At 41.4% G+C, this 18,216-nt stretch carries 20 protein-coding genes; 12 read left to right on the plus strand and 8 right to left on the minus strand.

All coding sequences use genetic code 11. The features are described 5' to 3' along the window. The first annotated feature begins 69 nt into the window (after positions 1 to 69). Entirely contained in the window at positions 70 to 801 is a 732-nt protein-coding gene (gene radC, locus NIES592_RS08485) for a RadC family protein (protein WP_062245902.1), read from the plus strand. Between the two features lie 108 nt (positions 802 to 909). Here the strand turns inward: radC and NIES592_RS08490 are convergent, their stop codons facing one another. After that, positions 910 to 2,559, minus strand: a complete 1,650-nt coding sequence (locus NIES592_RS08490; protein ID WP_073555488.1) for a bifunctional ADP-dependent NAD(P)H-hydrate dehydratase/NAD(P)H-hydrate epimerase — start codon at positions 2,557 to 2,559, stop codon at positions 910 to 912. Positions 2,560 to 2,769: 210 nt separating this feature from the next. Here NIES592_RS08490 and NIES592_RS08495 point away from each other — a divergent pair, with 210 nt between their 5' ends. From NIES592_RS08495 to NIES592_RS08530, 7 genes are all read left to right on the plus strand, one after another. Next, positions 2,770 to 3,684 carry an ion channel gene (locus NIES592_RS08495; protein ID WP_073555489.1) on the plus strand — a complete coding sequence of 305 codons (915 nt, stop codon included), beginning with the start codon at positions 2,770 to 2,772 and terminating at the stop codon, positions 3,682 to 3,684. A gap of 308 nt (positions 3,685 to 3,992) precedes the next feature. Then, positions 3,993 to 4,217, plus strand: coding sequence for a hypothetical protein (locus NIES592_RS08505; RefSeq protein WP_062245899.1), 225 nt, complete (start codon positions 3,993 to 3,995; stop codon positions 4,215 to 4,217). Positions 4,218 to 4,281: 64 nt separating this feature from the next. Then, positions 4,282 to 4,533, plus strand: a complete 252-nt coding sequence (locus NIES592_RS08510) for a hypothetical protein (RefSeq protein ID WP_062245898.1) — start codon at positions 4,282 to 4,284, stop codon at positions 4,531 to 4,533. Then, positions 4,530 to 4,877: a type II toxin-antitoxin system PemK/MazF family toxin gene (locus tag NIES592_RS08515; protein ID WP_062245897.1), complete on the plus strand. Its 348-nt coding sequence runs from the start codon at positions 4,530 to 4,532 to the stop codon at positions 4,875 to 4,877. Before NIES592_RS08510 ends, NIES592_RS08515 begins: the two co-directional genes overlap by 4 nt. Before the next feature lie 201 nt (positions 4,878 to 5,078). Beyond that, positions 5,079 to 5,636, plus strand: coding sequence for an elongation factor P (gene efp / locus NIES592_RS08520; RefSeq protein WP_062245895.1), 558 nt, complete (start codon positions 5,079 to 5,081; stop codon positions 5,634 to 5,636). Positions 5,637 to 5,913: 277 nt separating this feature from the next. Continuing rightward, positions 5,914 to 6,465, plus strand: coding sequence for an acetyl-CoA carboxylase biotin carboxyl carrier protein (accB, locus tag NIES592_RS08525; RefSeq protein WP_073555490.1), 552 nt, complete (start codon positions 5,914 to 5,916; stop codon positions 6,463 to 6,465). Positions 6,466 to 6,534: 69 nt separating this feature from the next. Further along, entirely contained in the window at positions 6,535 to 6,879 is a 345-nt protein-coding gene (locus NIES592_RS08530) for an ArsR/SmtB family transcription factor (protein WP_009456410.1), read from the plus strand. Between the two features lie 134 nt (positions 6,880 to 7,013). Here NIES592_RS08530 and NIES592_RS08535 read toward each other — a convergent pair whose 3' ends face one another. From NIES592_RS08535 to proS, 3 genes are all read right to left on the minus strand, one after another. Beyond that, positions 7,014 to 7,622, minus strand: a complete 609-nt coding sequence (locus NIES592_RS08535) for a GerMN domain-containing protein (protein ID WP_073555491.1) — start codon at positions 7,620 to 7,622, stop codon at positions 7,014 to 7,016. Between the two features lie 68 nt (positions 7,623 to 7,690). Next, complete coding sequence (locus NIES592_RS08540) at positions 7,691 to 8,491, minus strand: LmeA family phospholipid-binding protein (RefSeq protein ID WP_062250484.1); 801 nt, start codon at positions 8,489 to 8,491, stop codon at positions 7,691 to 7,693. Between the two features lie 134 nt (positions 8,492 to 8,625). Then, positions 8,626 to 10,431, minus strand: a complete 1,806-nt coding sequence (proS, locus tag NIES592_RS08545; RefSeq protein ID WP_073555492.1) for a proline--tRNA ligase — start codon at positions 10,429 to 10,431, stop codon at positions 8,626 to 8,628. 291 nt (positions 10,432 to 10,722) lie between these two features. On the opposite strand from proS, the gene NIES592_RS08550 reads away from it, so the two are divergent. Continuing rightward, complete coding sequence (locus NIES592_RS08550) at positions 10,723 to 12,102, plus strand: glycerol acyltransferase (RefSeq protein ID WP_073555493.1); 1,380 nt, start codon at positions 10,723 to 10,725, stop codon at positions 12,100 to 12,102. Positions 12,103 to 12,143: 41 nt separating this feature from the next. Here the strand turns inward: NIES592_RS08550 and NIES592_RS08555 are convergent, their stop codons facing one another. From NIES592_RS08555 to NIES592_RS25020, 4 genes are all read right to left on the minus strand, one after another. Beyond that, positions 12,144 to 12,728: a Uma2 family endonuclease gene (locus NIES592_RS08555; protein ID WP_073555494.1), complete on the minus strand. Its 585-nt coding sequence runs from the start codon at positions 12,726 to 12,728 to the stop codon at positions 12,144 to 12,146. A gap of 61 nt (positions 12,729 to 12,789) precedes the next feature. Then, the gene (locus NIES592_RS08560; RefSeq protein WP_178379506.1) at positions 12,790 to 13,554 is read right to left on the minus strand and encodes a circadian clock KaiB family protein; all 765 of its coding nucleotides are present in this window, start codon (positions 13,552 to 13,554) and stop codon (positions 12,790 to 12,792) included. Positions 13,555 to 13,684: 130 nt separating this feature from the next. Continuing rightward, on the minus strand, positions 13,685 to 14,983 hold the full coding sequence (locus NIES592_RS08565; RefSeq protein WP_062245890.1) for a type IV pilus twitching motility protein PilT: 1,299 nt from the start codon (positions 14,981 to 14,983) through the stop codon (positions 13,685 to 13,687). A 286-nt stretch (positions 14,984 to 15,269) separates the two neighbouring features. Then, positions 15,270 to 15,440 carry a hypothetical protein gene (locus NIES592_RS25020; protein ID WP_157221844.1) on the minus strand — a complete coding sequence of 57 codons (171 nt, stop codon included), beginning with the start codon at positions 15,438 to 15,440 and terminating at the stop codon, positions 15,270 to 15,272. Positions 15,441 to 15,780: 340 nt separating this feature from the next. Between NIES592_RS25020 and NIES592_RS08570 the strand changes: the two genes are divergently transcribed. From NIES592_RS08570 to NIES592_RS08580, 3 genes are all read left to right on the plus strand, one after another. Then, complete coding sequence (locus NIES592_RS08570) at positions 15,781 to 16,155, plus strand: hypothetical protein (RefSeq protein WP_009456418.1); 375 nt, start codon at positions 15,781 to 15,783, stop codon at positions 16,153 to 16,155. Between the two features lie 269 nt (positions 16,156 to 16,424). After that, a complete protein-coding gene (wecB, locus tag NIES592_RS08575) occupies positions 16,425 to 17,546 on the plus strand; it encodes a non-hydrolyzing UDP-N-acetylglucosamine 2-epimerase (RefSeq protein WP_062245888.1) in 1,122 nt (373 codons plus the stop codon). A 183-nt stretch (positions 17,547 to 17,729) separates the two neighbouring features. Beyond that, complete coding sequence (locus tag NIES592_RS08580) at positions 17,730 to 18,209, plus strand: hypothetical protein (RefSeq protein ID WP_062245886.1); 480 nt, start codon at positions 17,730 to 17,732, stop codon at positions 18,207 to 18,209. The last annotated feature ends 7 nt before the right edge of the window (positions 18,210 to 18,216 follow it).

Consider the following 18,216-nt stretch of genomic DNA (forward strand, 5'->3'; position numbering starts at 1 on the left):
CATAGATTTTGAGAGCTTACAGGGGATAACTAGAGTATATATCCTCCTTTGTTTTTATTCTCTTGAGCTATGACCTATTGCCTAAGAATTGCTGATATGCCAGAGACTGAGCGTCCACGGGAGCGCTTATTGGCTCATGGTGCAAAAGTTCTATCCACAGCAGAATTAATAGCAATTTTGCTTGGCACTGGTCAAGGCCCGGGAAAACTTTCTGCGGTGGGTTTGGGACAATACATATTACATGAATTGAGTAAATGCGATCGCGAACCTTTAGCAGTTCTACGAGATATTAGCGCTGCTGAACTCATGCAAATACCTGGTATTGGTCCAGCCAAAGCAACAACAATTTTAGCAGCCATTGAATTGGGCAAACGCGCCTTTCAATCGCGCCCTGCGGATCGTGCAGTTATAGATAGCCCAGCAGCAGCGGCGGCTGCTCTCAGTCAAGATTTGATGTGGCAAAACCAGGAACGTTTTGCAGTTCTGTTATTAGATGTAAAAAATCGCTTACTGGGAACGCAAGTCATTACTATAGGAACTGCAACCGAAACCCTCGCACCTCCCCGTGAGATTTTTCGAGAAGTGATTCGTCAAGGTGCAACACGGTTAATAGTTGCCCATAACCACCCTTCTGGTAACATCGAACCCAGTAGCGAAGACATCGAACTCACTCGCCAGTTACTAGCAGGAGCCAAATTTTTAGGTATTCCCCTGCTTGATCATTTAATTTTAGGTAATGGCAATCATCAGAGTTTGCGGGAAATTACAACTTTGTGGGAAGAGTGTCCCCAAGGAGATTAAAGTTCTTGCACAAATATCTGTTTACCCTATCCTAACCCTCCCCGTAAATGGGGGGATTTTTAGAAATGTGTATATACGTAGCGTCAGGATTGAGGGGGTTTTTAGGATTCATGCAAGAGGTTTATTGATCAGACTTAGAAATTTAATTAAATACTGAGTCAATGTAAATGCATCAACTCCTAATTCTGTGCGTTCTTGGGCTGCTAAAATTCCGGCTTGAGCGTGCCACCAAGCAGCTGCTGCTACCATATCTTCGGCAGGTATTTGATGGGTGACAGCCTGAGCAATTAATCCACCCATTAATCCAGTTAACACGTCACCACTACCACCCCGCGCCAACGCTGGAGTACTTTCGGGAACAATCCATACTGCACCTTCGGAATTGGCGATCGCTGTTCTTGCTCCTTTCAACAATACTACTGCCCCGCTTTGGGCTGCTGCTTCTCGCACTGCTTCGATTCTATTGTGTTTGGCATCTGGTAAATCAGGAAATAAGCGTTGGAACTCGCCTGTATGGGGTGTAAGTACTGTTAATGCTTGTCGTATTCCCCCTTTTGTCCCCCCCTTAGTAAGGGGGGGATTAGGGGGGGTTCCCATTTCCGCCAGAATATTTAAACCATCAGCATCAAGCACTAGAGGGATTGTGCTTTCTAACACCTGTTGAACAATTGGGCTAGCATCTTTGGTTAAACCGGGGCCACAGGCGATCGCATCAAAGGAATTTAAGTCTGTGTTTTCTGGTAATTGTAATTGAGCGATCGCACCTGTTTGTGTCTCTGGACATCCGACAATCAACGCTTCTGGCAAATGACTAACCAAGATAGGTTTGAGAGATTCTGGCACAGCGATCGACAACATACCAACTCCACTTGCCCTTGCTCCCAATCCAGTTAAAATCGCACCTCCAGCATAGCGACGCGAACCGCAAATTAATAATAGATGTCCTTCTTTGTACTTATGGGTGACAGCAGGACGCGGTAGAGGCACAGTTGAAAACACACTATCTTTTGTTACACGTTTAATCCTGGGTGTTTCTCCCAGCACTGCTTCCACATCCGCCCAAGGAATATCAAAATCGATTAACTCTGCTTTGCCTACATATTCTAAAGCCTGGTCTTGTAATAAACCCAATTTCCACAAACCCAGACAAAAAGTGTGGCTAGCACGGATAGCAGTTCCTAAAACTTCGCCAGTATCTGTATGCAAACCAGACGGCATATCGATACTAATAATAGGCACAGACTTGTGATTTAACTGATTAATAGCACTAGCAATAGGGTCTTGGAGTTCTCTTTCTAACCCAAATCCAAACAATCCATCAACCAACAAATCACACTTTGGCAAGTCCTCAATAGATTGATAACAGGGAATACCCAGACTCTGAGCATACTGCAAATGTTGTGAAGTTAATTCTTTGAGTTTGGCAAAAGGACTATATATATAGACAGCATAACCCCGAAAGTACAATTCACGGGCAACAACCAAAGCATCCCCACCATTATGACCGGGACCGACAAGAATTCCGACTTTGTGTGGACGCACAGACACAGAGAAATTTTCTGTCTCCGCGTCTTCAGAAAGATAAAGCACCTGAATACGACGGGCAATCAGTCCTGCTACCTTTTCCATCAAAGCCGCTACAGGCATACCTGCTGCAAAGATACGCGCTTCAATCTCACGCATCTGTTGTGCTGTCACTACAACTTGCGAAATTTGGATTCTTTGTTGGTTGTTGGGTGTTGGGTGTTGGGAATTCATGGTTGATAGCCAGCCTTCTTATAACCATTAACCACTGTACAGGCTCACAGTCGTACGCTCCTAAGGATGTATTTGTATCATCAAAAAAGGGGAATGGAACGAGAAGTTTCGTGTTTCAAGTGAAAACATTTTCATTTCAAGTGAGAAGATTCTGATTTAAAGTGAGAACATCCTCGTTTCAAGCAAGAGATAACAGGATAACGGTACATTGTGAGATTAGTTCGGCAAAAAAAACGGTCTCAGAAGCCACTACAGCCTTTACTTCCAAAAGTCCACATCAAAATCCAGGATGGACGGTTTGAAGTCTTGGGCATGAATGTTTGGTATTCCTACTGGCGTGATCCTTACCATTTGCTTTTGACAATTCCCTGGCCTGGCTTTTTGGGGTTAATTGCTCTATTTTATTTAACTACTAATGCCTTGTTTGCCTTAGCTTACCTGGCAGGGGGAGATTGTATTGCTAACGCTAGACCTGGGTCTTTTCTCGATGCCTTTTTCTTTAGCGTCCAAACTCTGGCATCTATTGGCTACGGGGCAATGTTTCCTAAAACAACCTATGCTAATATTATTGTCACTATTGAAGCAATGATGGGTTTGGTGGGAATTGCGGTACTGACTGGTTTAGCATTTGCCCGTTTCTCTCGACCTACAGCCCGTGTCATTTTTAGCCGGGTAGCAGTAATTGCGCCTCACAATGGTGTACCTACTCTCATGTTTCGCGCCGCAAACAAGCGCCGCAACCAGATTTTGGAAGCGCAGTTACGGGTTTACTTGATGCGCGATGAAGTGACAACCGAAGGTCAATTTATACGTCGATTTCACGAACTCAATTTGCTGAGGAATCAGACACCAAGTTTCACGCTGAGTTGGACGGCTATGCATCCAATTGATGAGTTAAGTCCTTTATATGGGATGACACCAGAATCATTGGTAGCAACAAAAACTTCAATCGTGGTTTCCCTCAGTGGAATTGATGAAACAGTTGCACAGCTTCTTCACGCCCGTCAAACCTACGCTGCTCATGAAATTTTGTGGAACAACCAATTTGTAGATATTTTTTACCACACTTCTGATGGACATCGCTACATCGACTACAATTACTTCCACGATGTCGTGCCTTTATAGTAATACAGTTATCAGTTATCGGTTATCAGTTTTCTGTTCACTGTTATCTGTTCACTGTTAACTGTTGTCACTACAACGCGACCATTTTCAACAACGGTGCATTTTTTAGAAGTCGTACTTTGCTCACAGTTAAGTGGGACTTTAGCACACTGTTTATGGTGATGAATATTTTCCTGTTGTTGCTGTCTGAGAATCGCGGCACAACAGGCAGAAGTGGAGACTAACATATTTTTGGCATTGCTGAATCAAGATATGAATTTACAATTCACGGATATGTAGAGACGTAGCAATGCTACGTCTCTACAAAAATGTATACAAACATAATTCATGACCAGATTCAGCAACGCCATATTTTTGATACTCTTTGCTCTATTTCTATTATTTCTCGATTCAGAGATGGTGACGCAGCAAATAGTTGTAATTTAATTTTTGATTTTTTTATGAGTTTTAATGATCTTCCCAATCTTTGGGTTCCTTTAGCACTGTTAGGTTTAATTATTGCGGCTGCTGTGTTTTTCAGCCGCAGTAGCTGAGTGGTGATAGTTTTGTCACTAAAATATTTACAAAAACCTAACTCACACAAAACAAAGAGGAAATATGGTATCACATCATTTACTGGAAATAGAGCGTTCAATCCGTGCTTTGTCTTTAGAAGAACAAGAATGGCTATTAGAACGCATTACAAAACAAGTGGAAGAAAGAAAGCACACAGCAGGTAAATTGAATGATGCTAAATATATGAACGAACAACTAGCTGCAATGGCCAGAGATTTAGATATACAAGCAGAAATTGCTTCTATCAACGAGGACTTTATGATCACTGAAATGGATGGTTTAGAAAAGCTGTGAGCATTGAGCGTGGACAGATTTATTTTGTCAATCTTAATCCTGTACAAGGACGAGAACAGGCGGGAAAACGACCTGTTTTGGTGTTATCTATAGATGCTATTAACCAACTACCCTTAGTCGTGACTGTAGTTGTAGGCACAAAAGGAACAAGTATTAAACAGGATTATCCAACTAATGTGCGAGTCTCTCCTAGTGAGTCTGGATTACCTATAGAAACGGTATTCCTTTGTTTTCAAATTCGTTCTCTAGATGCAAATCGCTTTTCTAATGAAGTTGCTGGAAAGATTTCTGAGGCTAAGATGCTGGAAGTGGAAGCTGCGGTTCGCTACTGTTTGGGATTATAAACCTTAGTAAAAAGGAGCTACACTCACATCAGGATATATGATCGCACACCACCAACACAATATCGAGCGATCGCACCTTGTTAATCACTAAGTGAAAATTCCTACCCTTCATCCTTCATCCTTCTTTTATGACTTAATGACTAATTTCTCCCTTTGAGGGGTACAATAAATGCCGATTGTCTTCCAAACTTTGAAAGCTTCATGATCTCCAGTAACGACTTTCGACCTGGTGTCTCAATTGTTTTAGATGGATCTGTATGGCGAGTTGTGGAATTCCTCCACGTTAAGCCTGGAAAAGGTTCCGCCTTTGTGCGAACAAAATTAAAAAATGTCCAGAGTGGAAGCGTGGTAGAAAGGACATTCCGCGCCGGGGAAACTGTACCACAAGCGACTCTGGAAAAAAGCACGATGCAGCATACCTATAAAGACGGTGATGAATACGTTTTTATGGATATGGAAACCTATGAAGAAGGTAGATTAAGTGCAGCCCAAATTGGCGATCGCGTTAAATATCTTAAAGAAGGTATGGAAGCTAATGTCGTCCGTTGGGGTGATCAAGTACTAGAAGTTGAACTACCTAACTCTGTAGTATTAGAAGTGGTGCAAACTGATCCTGGTGTCAAAGGTGACACAGCTACTGGTGGCAGTAAACCTGCAATACTGGAAACTGGTGCAGTTGTGATGGTTCCTCTATTTATTAGCCAAGGAGAGCGCATCCGTATTGACACCCGTAATGACACATACCTGGGCAGGGAGTAAATTATAACTCAGCAAAGATGGAAATCTATATTTCTATCCCTAGCGGGGATTTCCATCCCTGCCTCGCTTAATATTTATCTTTACCAAAAAGCCTATCTACCAGTACACTCGTCATCAACTGCATACACCAAAACGTACTGAAAAACTTGGTAATTGGTAATGGGTAATTGGTAATGGGTAATTGGTAATAAAAAATGATATTTATGAAATTTCTGCCTTCTGCCTTCTGCCTTCTGCCCTCTGCCTTTTTTAACGCATTATTGAGGTAATCAAAGCTGTGCCATTGGACTTTAATGAAATTCGTCAATTGTTAGAAACCATCGCTAAAACAGACATTGTAGAAGTAGCACTCAAAAGCAACGATTTTGAAATCACAATACGTAAAGCTGTTACGGCTACTGCTGGAGTTTTACCAGCACCAGTAGCAACTCCAAGCGCTGCTACTGGTGCTGGATTACCGCTTGTGAGCGCAATGCCATCAGTAGCATCTACTCCAACAACAGATGCAACTACAAACAGTACAGTTGATACTCCTACGAGTACAGGTGTAAAATCATCAGCTACTCCCTCACCACTTGAGCAAAAAAAATTTACAGATGTTACTTCCCCAATGGTGGGAACATTTTATCGTGCCCCTGCACCAGGTGAGCCACCATTTGTAGAAGTAGGCGATCGCATCCGTAGCGGTCAAACTGTGTGTATTATTGAAGCCATGAAGCTAATGAATGAAATTGAAGCGGAAGTATCCGGGCAAGTGGTTGAAATTCTGGTTCAAAATGGTGAACCTGTAGAATATGGTCAGCCTTTGATGCGAATTAATCCAGATTAAGTATTAATGTATATAACTGATGTCTAAAGTTGTAAAATTTCTCAGTTCAGTTCTTCCGGGACAATCCTGATGAAACAAACGTTGCCTGTACCGCCAGAAGTTGTGCAACAAGTAGCTGAATACTTCAGCCTGTTGAGTGAACCAATGCGCCTGCGATTGCTGCATTTATTGCGGGATGAAGAAAAATGCGTACAAGAGTTGGTAGAGGCAACCCAAACGTCACAAGCAAATGTATCAAAGCACCTGAAGGTGATGTGGCAAGCGGGGATTCTTAGCCGTCGTAGCGAAGGAACTTGTGCCTACTATCGGGTGGAAGATGATATGATTTTTGAATTGTGTAACCGAGTTTGCGATCGCCTTGCCAGTAGGTTAGAACAACAAGCCCGGAGTTTTCGTGTATTGAATACTAAGTAATTTAGTCATTAGTCATTTGTCTTTTGTCATTAGTCATTTTTCCTTTGCTCTACCCAAAACAAAGCTGAATAAAGCACGTTCATACTATTAGCATTTTTCCAATGACCAATGACCAATGACCAATGACTACACGATTAAAGTTGAAAATTTTCCTTAAAGTTTTGACGTGTCAGTGGTTGTTCCAACTCCAAACCTTCGCCACCCAATACATCTAGTTGTTTGCCGTCTACATCAATATACACTTTGGCGTTCGGATTTAAACTAGTGGCGGTGTAAACAATTTGACCAATACGCCCTTGCATAGAAGTGCTACCACCGCCACTGGTAAATTCTCCAGATAGATTGACACGGACAGTATCACCTTGAACATCTACACCCAGCAATTTTGTTCCCTGAGGAATTGTACTCGAACCACTACTTCCTTCTGTAGGTCCTTCTAATAAACGTTGGAATGCTGCTGTTAAAAATTGGTTGGGTTGGTTACGATTTGCTTGCACTTGAACTGATTGAGGAACCAATTTAAAATTTGTGCCAGTATCTTGTAACCAATAAATTTGGGTAGTTTGTTCATTTCCTACCTGGGGTGGATTCCCTGGTACAAGGCGTTCTGATGGTGTAGGATTGGTGTCCTGATTAGAATTCCAAGTTAACCAGCCTACCCCCCCTCCTACCAACACAACTGCTGCTGAAATTGCTGCTATAACACCAGAAGAAACCCGTTTCGATCCTTGTTGTTGACTCATATGCAAAACCTTCCTTAAGCTCTTGATACTATTTATTTGAAGAGAAGTTTGGTTAACGACGAGACTTACTAACGACGAGTTTCCAAAAACTTAGAAGATGGTTCTAACCTTACAAATGCTGCCATTTCTAATTTCCCTGGTTTCATATTCCATTTTAGAATTCGCATTTGTACTCCGTCACCTTCCAAATTACGTAAATCTAATTGTTGATTTATGTTACTAATAATCATATTGAGAAATTCTGTTGGAAACTCTTGTCCATCTAATGATACTTTTGGATCTACTAGTTGAAATTGTCTGCCACCAACTATATTTAACCCAGAATTGATTTTAATTAAAAGGGGTATTACCTCCTGCTCGTTTTGTAACTCTACCTGGAAACTAAAGCGATTATTGGGTAAAAATTCTACCTTAGGGTTAGCGAAACTAGAGGCTTCGGTAAACTCAAGAGCAGAAAAATTCCCTTTATTCAATTCTTGCAGCTGCTTCAGAAATTGTGGTGATTGTAAAAGTTTATTGATATCTTGCTCTGTTACAACTAAACGTACTCCAGCCTGTAAAGGTTGTTTTAATTTGGGTAAGTTTTGCCTCAAACTAGTTGGATCAAATTCTATTTTATCGGTCTCCAATTCCAAAACTGCGATGCGGAAATCTTGTTGTTTTAATTGCAAAGAACGTCCTGCAATTAACACTCTTTCCACCTTACCTTGCAGTAATTGATAACTAGGAGCATTATCGACTCTTACTTGTAGTTGTTCCACTGTTGAAAACTGTGAACGGATGGTATTTTCAGCAGTCTGATCAATTACCACTCCTACAGGAGCAACTACACCCAATAGGCTAGATATGAGGATTGTCAGAAATTCCATTTTATTATTTTGAAGGGAATTGGGGGTGATGGGGCAATGGGGAGGTAGGGAGGTGGGGAACTCGGGGCCCCTGGTGGGGAGAAAAATTTCTTTGTTGTCCTCGTTGTCGTCTTTGTCCCCCCTATCCCTAGTTCCTAACTTACTGCTTGCGAGATCCACCCTTTAAGAGTAGATACAACTTCCGTGATGGGGATTTCCTGAGAATTGCGGCTTTTTCTTTCGACTACTTCGACTTTGCCATTGGCGATCGCTCTTCCTGTGACAATTCTGTAGGGTATGCCAATCAAATCTGCATCCTTGAATTTTACTCCTGCTCGTTCGTTGCGATCATCGAGGAGGGTTTCAATTCCAGCTTGATTGAGTTCTGTGTAAAGTTGTTCGGCGATTTCTAGTTGTTGAGCGTCGTTGATGTTGGGAACTGTGACAATGGCGTGATAAGGTGCGATCGCGACAGGCCAAATAATCCCGTCTTTATCGTAAGATTGCTCTACTGCCGCTTGTGCCAAGCGTGACACTCCTACACCGTAACAACCCATCACAAGTGGTTTTTCTTCTCCCTGTTCATTGGTATAAGTTGCTCCCATTGCAATTGAGTATTTTGTACCCAACTGGAAAATATGCCCGACTTCAATCCCCCGGGCACTCTTTAAGATTTGTTCGGGGTTATGTATGGCGCGATCGCCTGATCTGGCTTTGCGTATATCTACTATTGCTTTTGGTAATTTAAATTGCTTTTGCCAATTCGCACCAACTACGTGATAGCCAGATTCATTCGCACCCGTGACAAAGTTCTTTAAATCAACGACGGTTTTATCTGCCAAACGCAAAAATTTCGGTGCAACATCTTTAGTAGATTGAATATAATCATCGGCAATATCAGGCGCAACATAACCCAAAGGTAAAGGTTTCGCCGCCCATTTTTTCTGGGCATCTGCATCAGGTACTATTAACTTCAAAACTGCATTTCCACCATATTCAGAAGCTAATTTTGTCAACTCATTTTGTAACTTGACTTCGTTAACTTCCTGATCACCCCGAACACTCACTAGTACCAAAACCGTTGTGTTGTTATCGTATAGTGCCTGGTAGAGAACATTTTTCACAACTTGAGTCGGAGAACATTTGAGGAAATCACAAAGTTTTTCAATTGTCTCAGTTCCCGGAGTTTCCCGTTTTTCATAACTTGTAAACGGGGAATTTTCCGCATCAGCAGGTAGAGAAACAGCTTTTTCCACATTAGCGGCGTACTGTCCATCTTCGGTATAGAGGACTTCATCTTCGCCAGCTTCTGCCAAAACCATAAATTCTGTGGAACCAGTACCACCAATCGCCCCAGAGTCAGCTTCTACAGCACGAAAACTCAAACCAGAACGCCGCAGCATATTGCTATAGGCTTGGTACATATCCTGGTAAGTTTTTTTTAAGCTTTCTTCATCAGTATGGAAAGAATAGCCATCTTTCATAATGAATTCTCGTCCGCGCATCAAACCAAAACGGGGACGAATCTCATCACGAAACTTCGTTTGAATTTGATACAAGTGCAGTGGTAGTTGCCGATAGGAGTGAATCATATCACGAGCGATCATCGTGATCACTTCCTCGTGAGTCGGTCCTAATGCTAATTCTTGTTCACGGCGATCAGTGAGGGCGAACATAATACCCTCAGCTTTAGTGTAGGTATCCCATCTACCAGATTCACGCCATAGTTCTGCTGGTTGTAATTGGGGTAAGAGACATTCCTGGGCCCCTGTGGCGTTCATTTCTTCCCGCACAATTTGAGAAACTTTTTGCAGTACCCGCCACATCAATGGCAAATATGCGTAAACACCGCTACCGATGCGACGAATGTAACCTGCGCGCAGTAATAATTTATGACTGGGGATTTCAGCATCGGCTGGATCATCCCGCAGTGTAACGAATAACATTTGTGACAGTCGCATCGTTTATCCCTTTTTCAGTGTTGCTAATCTCTAAATAAATGAAGTCTGGAGTATAAAGGATGAAAGACAAATTATGAATTATTTAATCTGAATCACAAAAAATGAAAAAAAGAATAAAAAAAACAAAATGAGGACTTACGCAAAAACCCTCTGAAAGCCTCTTTCCTTTGCGTTCTTTGCGTCCTTTGCGGTTCATTTTACCGTGACCACTGCGTAAGTCCTAAAAATTTCATAATTCATAATTCATAATTCATAATTCATAATTTACAATTCACATTGGAGAACGTTACCTTGACTGATGTTATCAATCAAGCACAGCCGCCCCTAGAATTTATTCCGCCAGCATTTAACCCCTCGGCTTTACGAGTTATTCAGCTAGGTTTACCCAGCTACTTACGCTGGAAAACAGCAATTAGCCAAATTGAAGCAGATAACGTAGAGGTTTTGGTAAATCTCTACCGTCAGTTTCAAGAGGGAAAGATTCGTTTTTTGATAGCATTTCGCCATCCTCAAGCTACAGATCCACTGTGTTTGGGCTACTTGCTTTCCCGACTCGTGCCAAGGGTAGCACGACAGCAGGGAATATCGCTACAGCATCCAATCCATGCTCATTTTATCTATGATCGCGGTATTACTCTATGGGCTGGTTCCCAGGTAGGTTGGATTGCTTCTAAGTTGGGTGCAACACCTATTCAACGGGGTAAAGCTGACTGGACAGGTTTGCGTTCAGCACGCGATTTGTTTGCCAATGGGCGGTTTCCCATGGCTGCTGCACCAGAAGGTGCTACCAATGGGCTTTCAGAGATTGTTAATCCCCTCGAACCCGGAATCGCCCAAATGGGTTTTTGGTGTGCTGAAGACTTGCACAAAGCTGGACGAGATGAACAGGTTCTCATTGTACCAATAGGAATTCAATATAGTTATGTTGCAGATCCTTGGGGTGCGATTGCCAATTTATTAACTAAATTAGAAACTTACAGTGGTTTACCCTCGACTCACTCTCATCCCCATCTCCCTAGTTTCCTTTACCCCCGGTTGTTAAGCTTAGCAGAACGTTTGCTCAGTTTAATGGAAGATTTTTACACACGGTTTTATCATCAAAAATTGCCAGAAATTCCAGCAAAATCTGAAGAAATAAATATATTTATTGCTGCTCGTCTCAATGCACTTTTAAATATAGTTTTACAAGTAGCAGAACAGTATTTTGATTTACAACCAAAGGGTAATTTTAATGATCGCTGTCGCCGAGTAGAACAGGCAGGTTGGAATTATATTTTTAGAGAAGATTATAAAGATATAAAATCACTCTCATCTTTAGAAAGAGATTTAGGCGATCGCATTGCCGAAGAAGCGAATTTGCGGATGTGGCACATGCGTTTAGTAGAAAGTTTGGTTGCTGTCACAGGTAATTATGTCAACGAAAAACCCACCGCCGAACGCTTTGCCGAAACAACATTACTCATTTGGGATGTAGTAACTCGAATTAGAGGTGGTAATCCTTTCCAGCGACCACTTTTGGGTAAACAGAAAGCGAAAATAACTGTGGGTGAACCGTTATCAATTTCGGAACGGTATCTGGTGTATAAGGGAAGTCGTCAAGGTGCGAGACAAGCAGTTGCAGATTTTACCAAAGATTTACAGCACGCAATGGAGGATTTGATTGTCAAATAAGGGTGATTGTAGCGATCGCCCTTTTTCTGATTTCTTGGATTCTACTGCATCTTTGGGGGAAAAACCTTTGATAAATCCAGAACTAAATCCGGAAAACACGGTAGATAAACTGATTCATTTGCCAGATAAATTAACTTTTTGCGATAACCAAATTTAGCTTGGAAATCATGTAATGGTTCACTATAATACTCTAAGTGATTTTCTACTAAATTAAATATCCAATAATCAGCAATACCCGCTTCTGCATAAAGTGGTAATTTCACCTCTTGATCATATTTCAAAGAGGAATCGGCTATCTCAATTAACAGTAAAATATCATTTGGAGTGGGATGATTGCTAAGATAATCATCAGGGCTATTTTTGACAATTACCCGATCTGGTTCCGGTTCGCTGTAGTCAGAAATAATAATCGGTTGCTGTCCCCGTAGTGTCGCTCTTTCTCCCACAAGCTTAAATAATTCTCGCTCTAAGCGTGTTTCACACACAGAATGCGGTTTGCCTTTAGATACCATCGAAATGATTTCTCCCCTAATTAGCTCAACTCGGTCATCTTCATTAAAAAAACCGAGTTCTGCTAAACGATCATATTCGGCTATAGTAAAGCGTTTAGTTAAGACTGTAGTCATAACATTTAAGATAGTGCAGGTCTACCTGCATGTTAACTCTTAACCCTTAACCATTGACTTTTTAACTCTGTTCTTTCGCACCCAACATCTGCAAAATTTTATCTACATTATCCAAGTCGCCCACAATGCGCCGCACGGGGAGAGGCCATACTTTTACAAGGGTAGGGGTAGCTGTGACTTGATTTTTTTCTGCTTGTTCTGGATGGCTGATTACATCAATGACTTTCAGGGTGTATGGTTGGCCAAGGTATTGTTCTAATAGGTCGTGGAGACTCTCAAGTGTACGTTCTATACCGGGGCTATGGCCAGCTACAAACAAGCGTAGAACATAGCCTTGGGTGTTTGGTTGTATCTGTAGTTTTGTTGCTTCTTGATAGTATGGTACTGCTTCAAAAGGATCTAAACGTACGATTAAGTCGTGGTCTTCCCAAAGTTGGGGGAACGAGGAGCGATAACTATTTAATACCATGCGATCGCACAATCCTTCTCGCCAAGGTGCGCTTTGCCAAATAATGTCGCCTGTACCAAAAATGGCATTTAGTAGCGCTTGATGTCGCATCACAGCTGGATAAGCTTCAGCAAAAGTGCGTATTTGTTGGGTACGTGGATCTAACCAATGATCAATAGTAGCTGTGTAGCAGGGTACTAAAAAATGAGGTGGTTCTGGCAAGTTTAAGATTTCCTGTAAACTTGCACATAAATTCAAATGCCATCGACCTTGCTTACTGGGGTCGATACAATAAATCAAATCTCCTCCGGGCGTAAACAGAGCAATGCCTTTAAATAACTGGGGTAGAATGAGTCTATCTGAAGTCAAGGGAATCAATAGGTTAGGGACTGGGGGCTAATAGTCAACCAGGAATTAGAAGCTAGTGTAGAACTATATTTTTATTGTCTAATTCCTACTCTTATTATTATTTCCTAATCCCCTATTCCCTATCCTCTATCCCTAATTCTTACACTCGACCTCGCAGCATTTGGGCCATTTCATTGGGAGTCGGTGACATCTCCAAGGCTGTTTCTTCAGTAATCCGACCTTCTTGGTAGAGGTTAAACAAAGACTGATTCATGGTAATCATGCCATCAAAACCAGCTTGTTTCATTAATTCCGTAATTTCATCGTACTTACCTTCTTTGATCCAGTCTTTAACTGCATCTGTGTTTATTAGAATATCGTGAAAAGCAGCACGTTTGCCATCTGTGGTGCGACATAAACCTTGAGCAATCACTGCTACCAGAGATTCGGAAATTGCCACCCGCATGGCATCCTGTTCATCACCTGAGTAAAGATTGAGAATACGTTCAATCGTTTTCACAGCGCTGTTAGTATGCAGAGTTCCCATAACTAAGTGACCAGTTTGAGCAGCTTTGAGCGCTGTATTCACGGTTTCTTTGTCCCGCATTTCCCCTACTAGAATTAAGTCTGGATCTTCCCGTAAAGCAGCTTTTAAGGCGTTGTCAAATTTTCGGGTGTGCATTCCCACTTCCCGTTGTTTGATCAAGGACTTTTGACTTTTGTGAACAAATTCGATGGGGTCTTCGATGGTGATGATATGCTTGGGCATCTCTTTGTTGATGTAGTCAATCATCGCTGCCATCGTGGTAGATTTACCAGAACCAGTCGGACCTGTCACTAGAATCAAGCCTTTGTGGTAATGGCAAATGTCCCTGAAAACAGGGGGTAGGCGTAACTGGTCAATGGTTAAGATTTTGAGGGGAATTAAGCGCATGACCATTGCATAACCTTTGAGAGAATCAAAGATATTTATCCGCACACGGGCAAATTCGTATTGAGTTGCACCATCAAATTCTAGGTGTTCTTCAAACCGTTGAATTTCTGCTTCCGTCAATATTTCCCGCATCCAATTCATAAAAGTCTCTTTATCCGTTTCTGGATAATCTGTAGTCTGAATTTCGCCACGGTTACGGAAGCGGGGTGGTTCGCCTACACCCAAGTGAATATCAGAGATACCATTATCATAAGCTTCCCGTACCAACTGATGTAAAGTTGGGTGTAAACTATTGTTTTTGACACGGGCAGGACTGGGACTAGGGATTGGTGGTGGTGTCCCAGGACGATGAGCAGAAGCAGGGGGAGAAACTGGTGATGGGGTAGTACGACTTCTGTCAACTGGTATTTCTAAAGTTTGTGTGGACTGGCGCTGCGTACTAATTGTTGGTGGTGGTGGGGGAAGCGGAGGAATACCACGAGCTACAGATGGGGCTGGATTTAATGGATTTTGTGATTCTGACATATATCTTTACAAATGATTTTGTGTGAACTTATGTAAAAGACAGGAAACAGAAGGCAGCTAAACGTCATCTGGTCTGCGATCGCTATAGTTACGTATTCAGCTGCCACTGAAACTATGGTCAATATTTATTGCTGTTATGTGTATTATTTTTAACTTAATTAATGAAAACATTATCAGTTAAGTATATACATTGTTGTTGACTTTACTATGTCTAACACAATAAGTATATAATCCAGCTATAGAATTTATACTTATACAATTTAGTATAAATTAAAACTAAAATATTTTAATAAGATTTGAAATTTAGGTGAACTACGTAGCCATCATCAACTGCGTAAACCAAGGCAGATGAAAAAACTTTACTTTCCACCTGCCATCTGCCTAATTTCCCAGACAACTTCGGTTCATGTTCATGTAGAGATTTTTGATGAGATGTCTCTACAAATTTTGCTTGCACGCTACCGCAGCCACATCTTAAAATTATGAGAATCAGCTATGGTTTTGATAAGAAATATTAAGAAAGCTAGAAGCGAATTCTTAAGACACACTAAATAAGTAAGCAACTTATAGCTTATCTGTCTAAGGATAGATGGCAAAAAGAAGTTTTTAGCGAAAATAAGCTATCAGCGTTTATCCATAATAATAAAAACTTAACTGTTAATTTTATTAAATAAATGCTCATCTTCTCAACTGGTTTTTATATACTGAACTTCACTAATTGTTGATCCCTTTGTTTATCAACATCAAGGAAAGACTTCTGAATTCCAAACTGATTTGCGTATTTAGGAGATATACTCATGGCTCTCTCACAAACAGCTAATTTAAGCAAAACTGATTCCTTATTAATGGTTAAAAGCTTTTTGATATGGTCTTTCACATTGGCAGTATGCTTGCTGGTTGTCGGTTTTCCTTTGGTTGTTTTAATGGCTACGGTCGGATGTCTATTGTCTATTGTTCTACAATCTGTGATGCCTGTTAGTGCCGTTTTACTTGTGGCAGGAGGTTTAATTCTGTTTAATGTTTTGGCTGTTGTTATTGGTGCAAGCGTACTGACCGCTAAGGGTATCCACCCTAAAGAAGTGAAGTGGTTAAGCTGGTTGCATGGAGAAACAGAAGAAATGCAGAAGACCGTTTATGCTGCTTGCCCACTAACGTGTGACATCAAACTGTAACCTATTGCTGAATTCGACAAACAGTGCATCCTGCCCGGTTTTACCGGGTTTTTTCATGCTTTTTTGTCATTTGTCATTTGTTATTTGTCCTTTGTGATAATTGACCGATAATTCCGAACAGCTTACAAGAAAGCGGATTTATCCGTGGGGTCAATCCAAAATCTAAAATCCAAAATCAGATGACCATAATTTGAACTTAACAATTATTGACAATTGACCATTGACAATTGACCATTGACCAATGACCAATGACCAATGACTAATGACTAATGACTAATAACAAACTCGTTTACATTATTTTAGGTACTCGTCCAGAAGCAATTAAGTTAGCTCCAGTCATTCAAATTTTCCAAAACTTTCCAGGCTTTGAAACACAAGTTATTTTGACTGGACAGCATCGTGAAATGGTTGAACAAGTGATGCAGCTTTTCAACCTTCAGGCAGATCGTGACTTAGAAATTATGCAACGGCAACAATCTTTAACTGATATTACTTGCCGCAGCTTGCGAGGATTAGAAGAATTATTTCAAGAAAATAAACCAGATTTAATTTTGGTGCAAGGAGATACTACCACGGCATTTGCAGCGACTTTGGCAGCCTTTTACCAAAAAATTCCTATCGGTCATGTAGAAGCTGGGTTAAGAACAGATGACTTATTTAATCCTTTTCCAGAAGAAGCTAATAGAAGGTTAATTTCACAACTAACTCAATTGCACTTTGCACCAACACCTTTAGCAGTGCAAAACTTAAAAAATTCTGGTGTTTTAGGTCAAATTCATTTGACTGGTAACACAGTAATTGATGCACTGTTAAATGTAGCTGCAAAAGAACCAGCCTGTAATATACCTGGGTTGGAATGGAATAAATATCGTGTTTTGCTGGCGACTGTGCATCGACGGGAGAATTGGGGAGAACCACTCCAAGGAATCACCCAAGGATTTTTACAGATACTAGATAAGTTTCCTGACACAGCTTTATTATTGCCATTGCATCGCAATCCTACAGTACGAGAACCATTACAAGAAAGTTTGGGCAATCACCCTCGGATTTTTTTAACAGAACCTCTAGACTATAGTGAACTGGTAGGAGCGATTATGCGATCGCACCTTCTCCTTACAGACTCTGGCGGTTTGCAAGAAGAAGCCCCTAGTCTAGGTAAACCAGTTTTGGTTCTGCGAGAAACTACAGAAAGACCAGAAGCAGTCACAGCTGGTACAGCTAAACTTGTGGGAACTAAATCAGAGACTATAGTGGCTAATGCCGTAGAATTGTTAAGTAACCCGGATGCTTATGCAGCAATGGCAAATGCAATCAATCCTTTTGGAGACGGTCATGCAGCAGCACGAATTTTGCAGATAGTCCAGAATTATTTAGGGATAGGGAATCGGTGATCGGGGACTGGGAATTGGAAGGGAGACAAGGGGACAAGGAGGACAAGGAGGACAAGGATAAAGATTTCTCCCACACTCCCTCCATCACCTCATCACCCCATCTCGCCACTATCCCCAAAATAGGGGTTTCTTCATGTTAAAATTAAGCGGCTTTCAAAGCAGTAGCAAGTTTCTTGCAAAAATATGGTTCAGTACACTCTCGCTCAAAGCCCAGATATCATCCTTACTGTAACTGGTAAAGATTCAGCTAAAGCCCGTGAAAAAGCGATGGATCAGCTGATGCAACTCATGGATGAAGGTAAGTTACCTACGGAACTCGAAGACGGATTTAGTGCCAAACAATTGATCGAGGTAAAAGAAGTATCAATGGATACTACTAGCGGTGAGGACGAAATTACCCAAGCTGTTCAAATTCTTAGCAACCTAGCTACACTCAAGCTGAAAGTCCAAGACTCACGCGCCGAAGCATTGGAAATTCGCAAACAAGTTGATATTCTCTTTTCAGATGATTCTGTGACAGAAGAGGAAATTACTCGCCTGAAGGAAGGTTTTAAGGTTCTCAAAACTTTTGCTCAAGCAAATTTACGTTACCAGGAAGCAAAAGCGAAAGCAGAACAGGCTAGGCAAATACTAGATCGTGCTTTGAAATCGGCGGATAAGTAATAGCTGG

The organism is Fischerella major NIES-592 (assembly GCF_001904645.1).
GTDB classification, from domain to species: Bacteria; Cyanobacteriota; Cyanobacteriia; order Cyanobacteriales; family Nostocaceae; genus Fischerella; species Fischerella thermalis.

Excerpts from the sequence above, each read along its gene's own strand:
- radC (WP_062245902.1), top strand. The coding sequence starts at position 70 with ATGACCTATTGCCTAAGAATTGCTGATATGCCAGAGACTGAGCGTCCA.
- NIES592_RS08490 (WP_073555488.1), bottom strand. The coding sequence starts at position 2,559 with ATGAATTCCCAACACCCAACACCCAACAACCAACAAAGAATCCAAATT.
- NIES592_RS08505 (WP_062245899.1), top strand. The coding sequence starts at position 3,993 with ATGTATACAAACATAATTCATGACCAGATTCAGCAACGCCATATTTTT.
- NIES592_RS08510 (WP_062245898.1), top strand. The coding sequence starts at position 4,282 with ATGGTATCACATCATTTACTGGAAATAGAGCGTTCAATCCGTGCTTTG.
- efp (WP_062245895.1), top strand. The coding sequence starts at position 5,079 with ATGATCTCCAGTAACGACTTTCGACCTGGTGTCTCAATTGTTTTAGAT.
- NIES592_RS08530 (WP_009456410.1), top strand. The coding sequence starts at position 6,535 with ATGAAACAAACGTTGCCTGTACCGCCAGAAGTTGTGCAACAAGTAGCT.
- NIES592_RS08535 (WP_073555491.1), bottom strand. The coding sequence starts at position 7,622 with ATGAGTCAACAACAAGGATCGAAACGGGTTTCTTCTGGTGTTATAGCA.
- NIES592_RS08540 (WP_062250484.1), bottom strand. The coding sequence starts at position 8,491 with ATGGAATTTCTGACAATCCTCATATCTAGCCTATTGGGTGTAGTTGCT.
- proS (WP_073555492.1), bottom strand. The coding sequence starts at position 10,431 with ATGCGACTGTCACAAATGTTATTCGTTACACTGCGGGATGATCCAGCC.
- NIES592_RS08555 (WP_073555494.1), bottom strand. The coding sequence starts at position 12,728 with ATGACTACAGTCTTAACTAAACGCTTTACTATAGCCGAATATGATCGT.
- NIES592_RS08565 (WP_062245890.1), bottom strand. The coding sequence starts at position 14,983 with ATGTCAGAATCACAAAATCCATTAAATCCAGCCCCATCTGTAGCTCGT.
- NIES592_RS08570 (WP_009456418.1), top strand. The coding sequence starts at position 15,781 with ATGGCTCTCTCACAAACAGCTAATTTAAGCAAAACTGATTCCTTATTA.
- wecB (WP_062245888.1), top strand. The coding sequence starts at position 16,425 with ATGACTAATAACAAACTCGTTTACATTATTTTAGGTACTCGTCCAGAA.
- NIES592_RS08580 (WP_062245886.1), top strand. The coding sequence starts at position 17,730 with ATGGTTCAGTACACTCTCGCTCAAAGCCCAGATATCATCCTTACTGTA.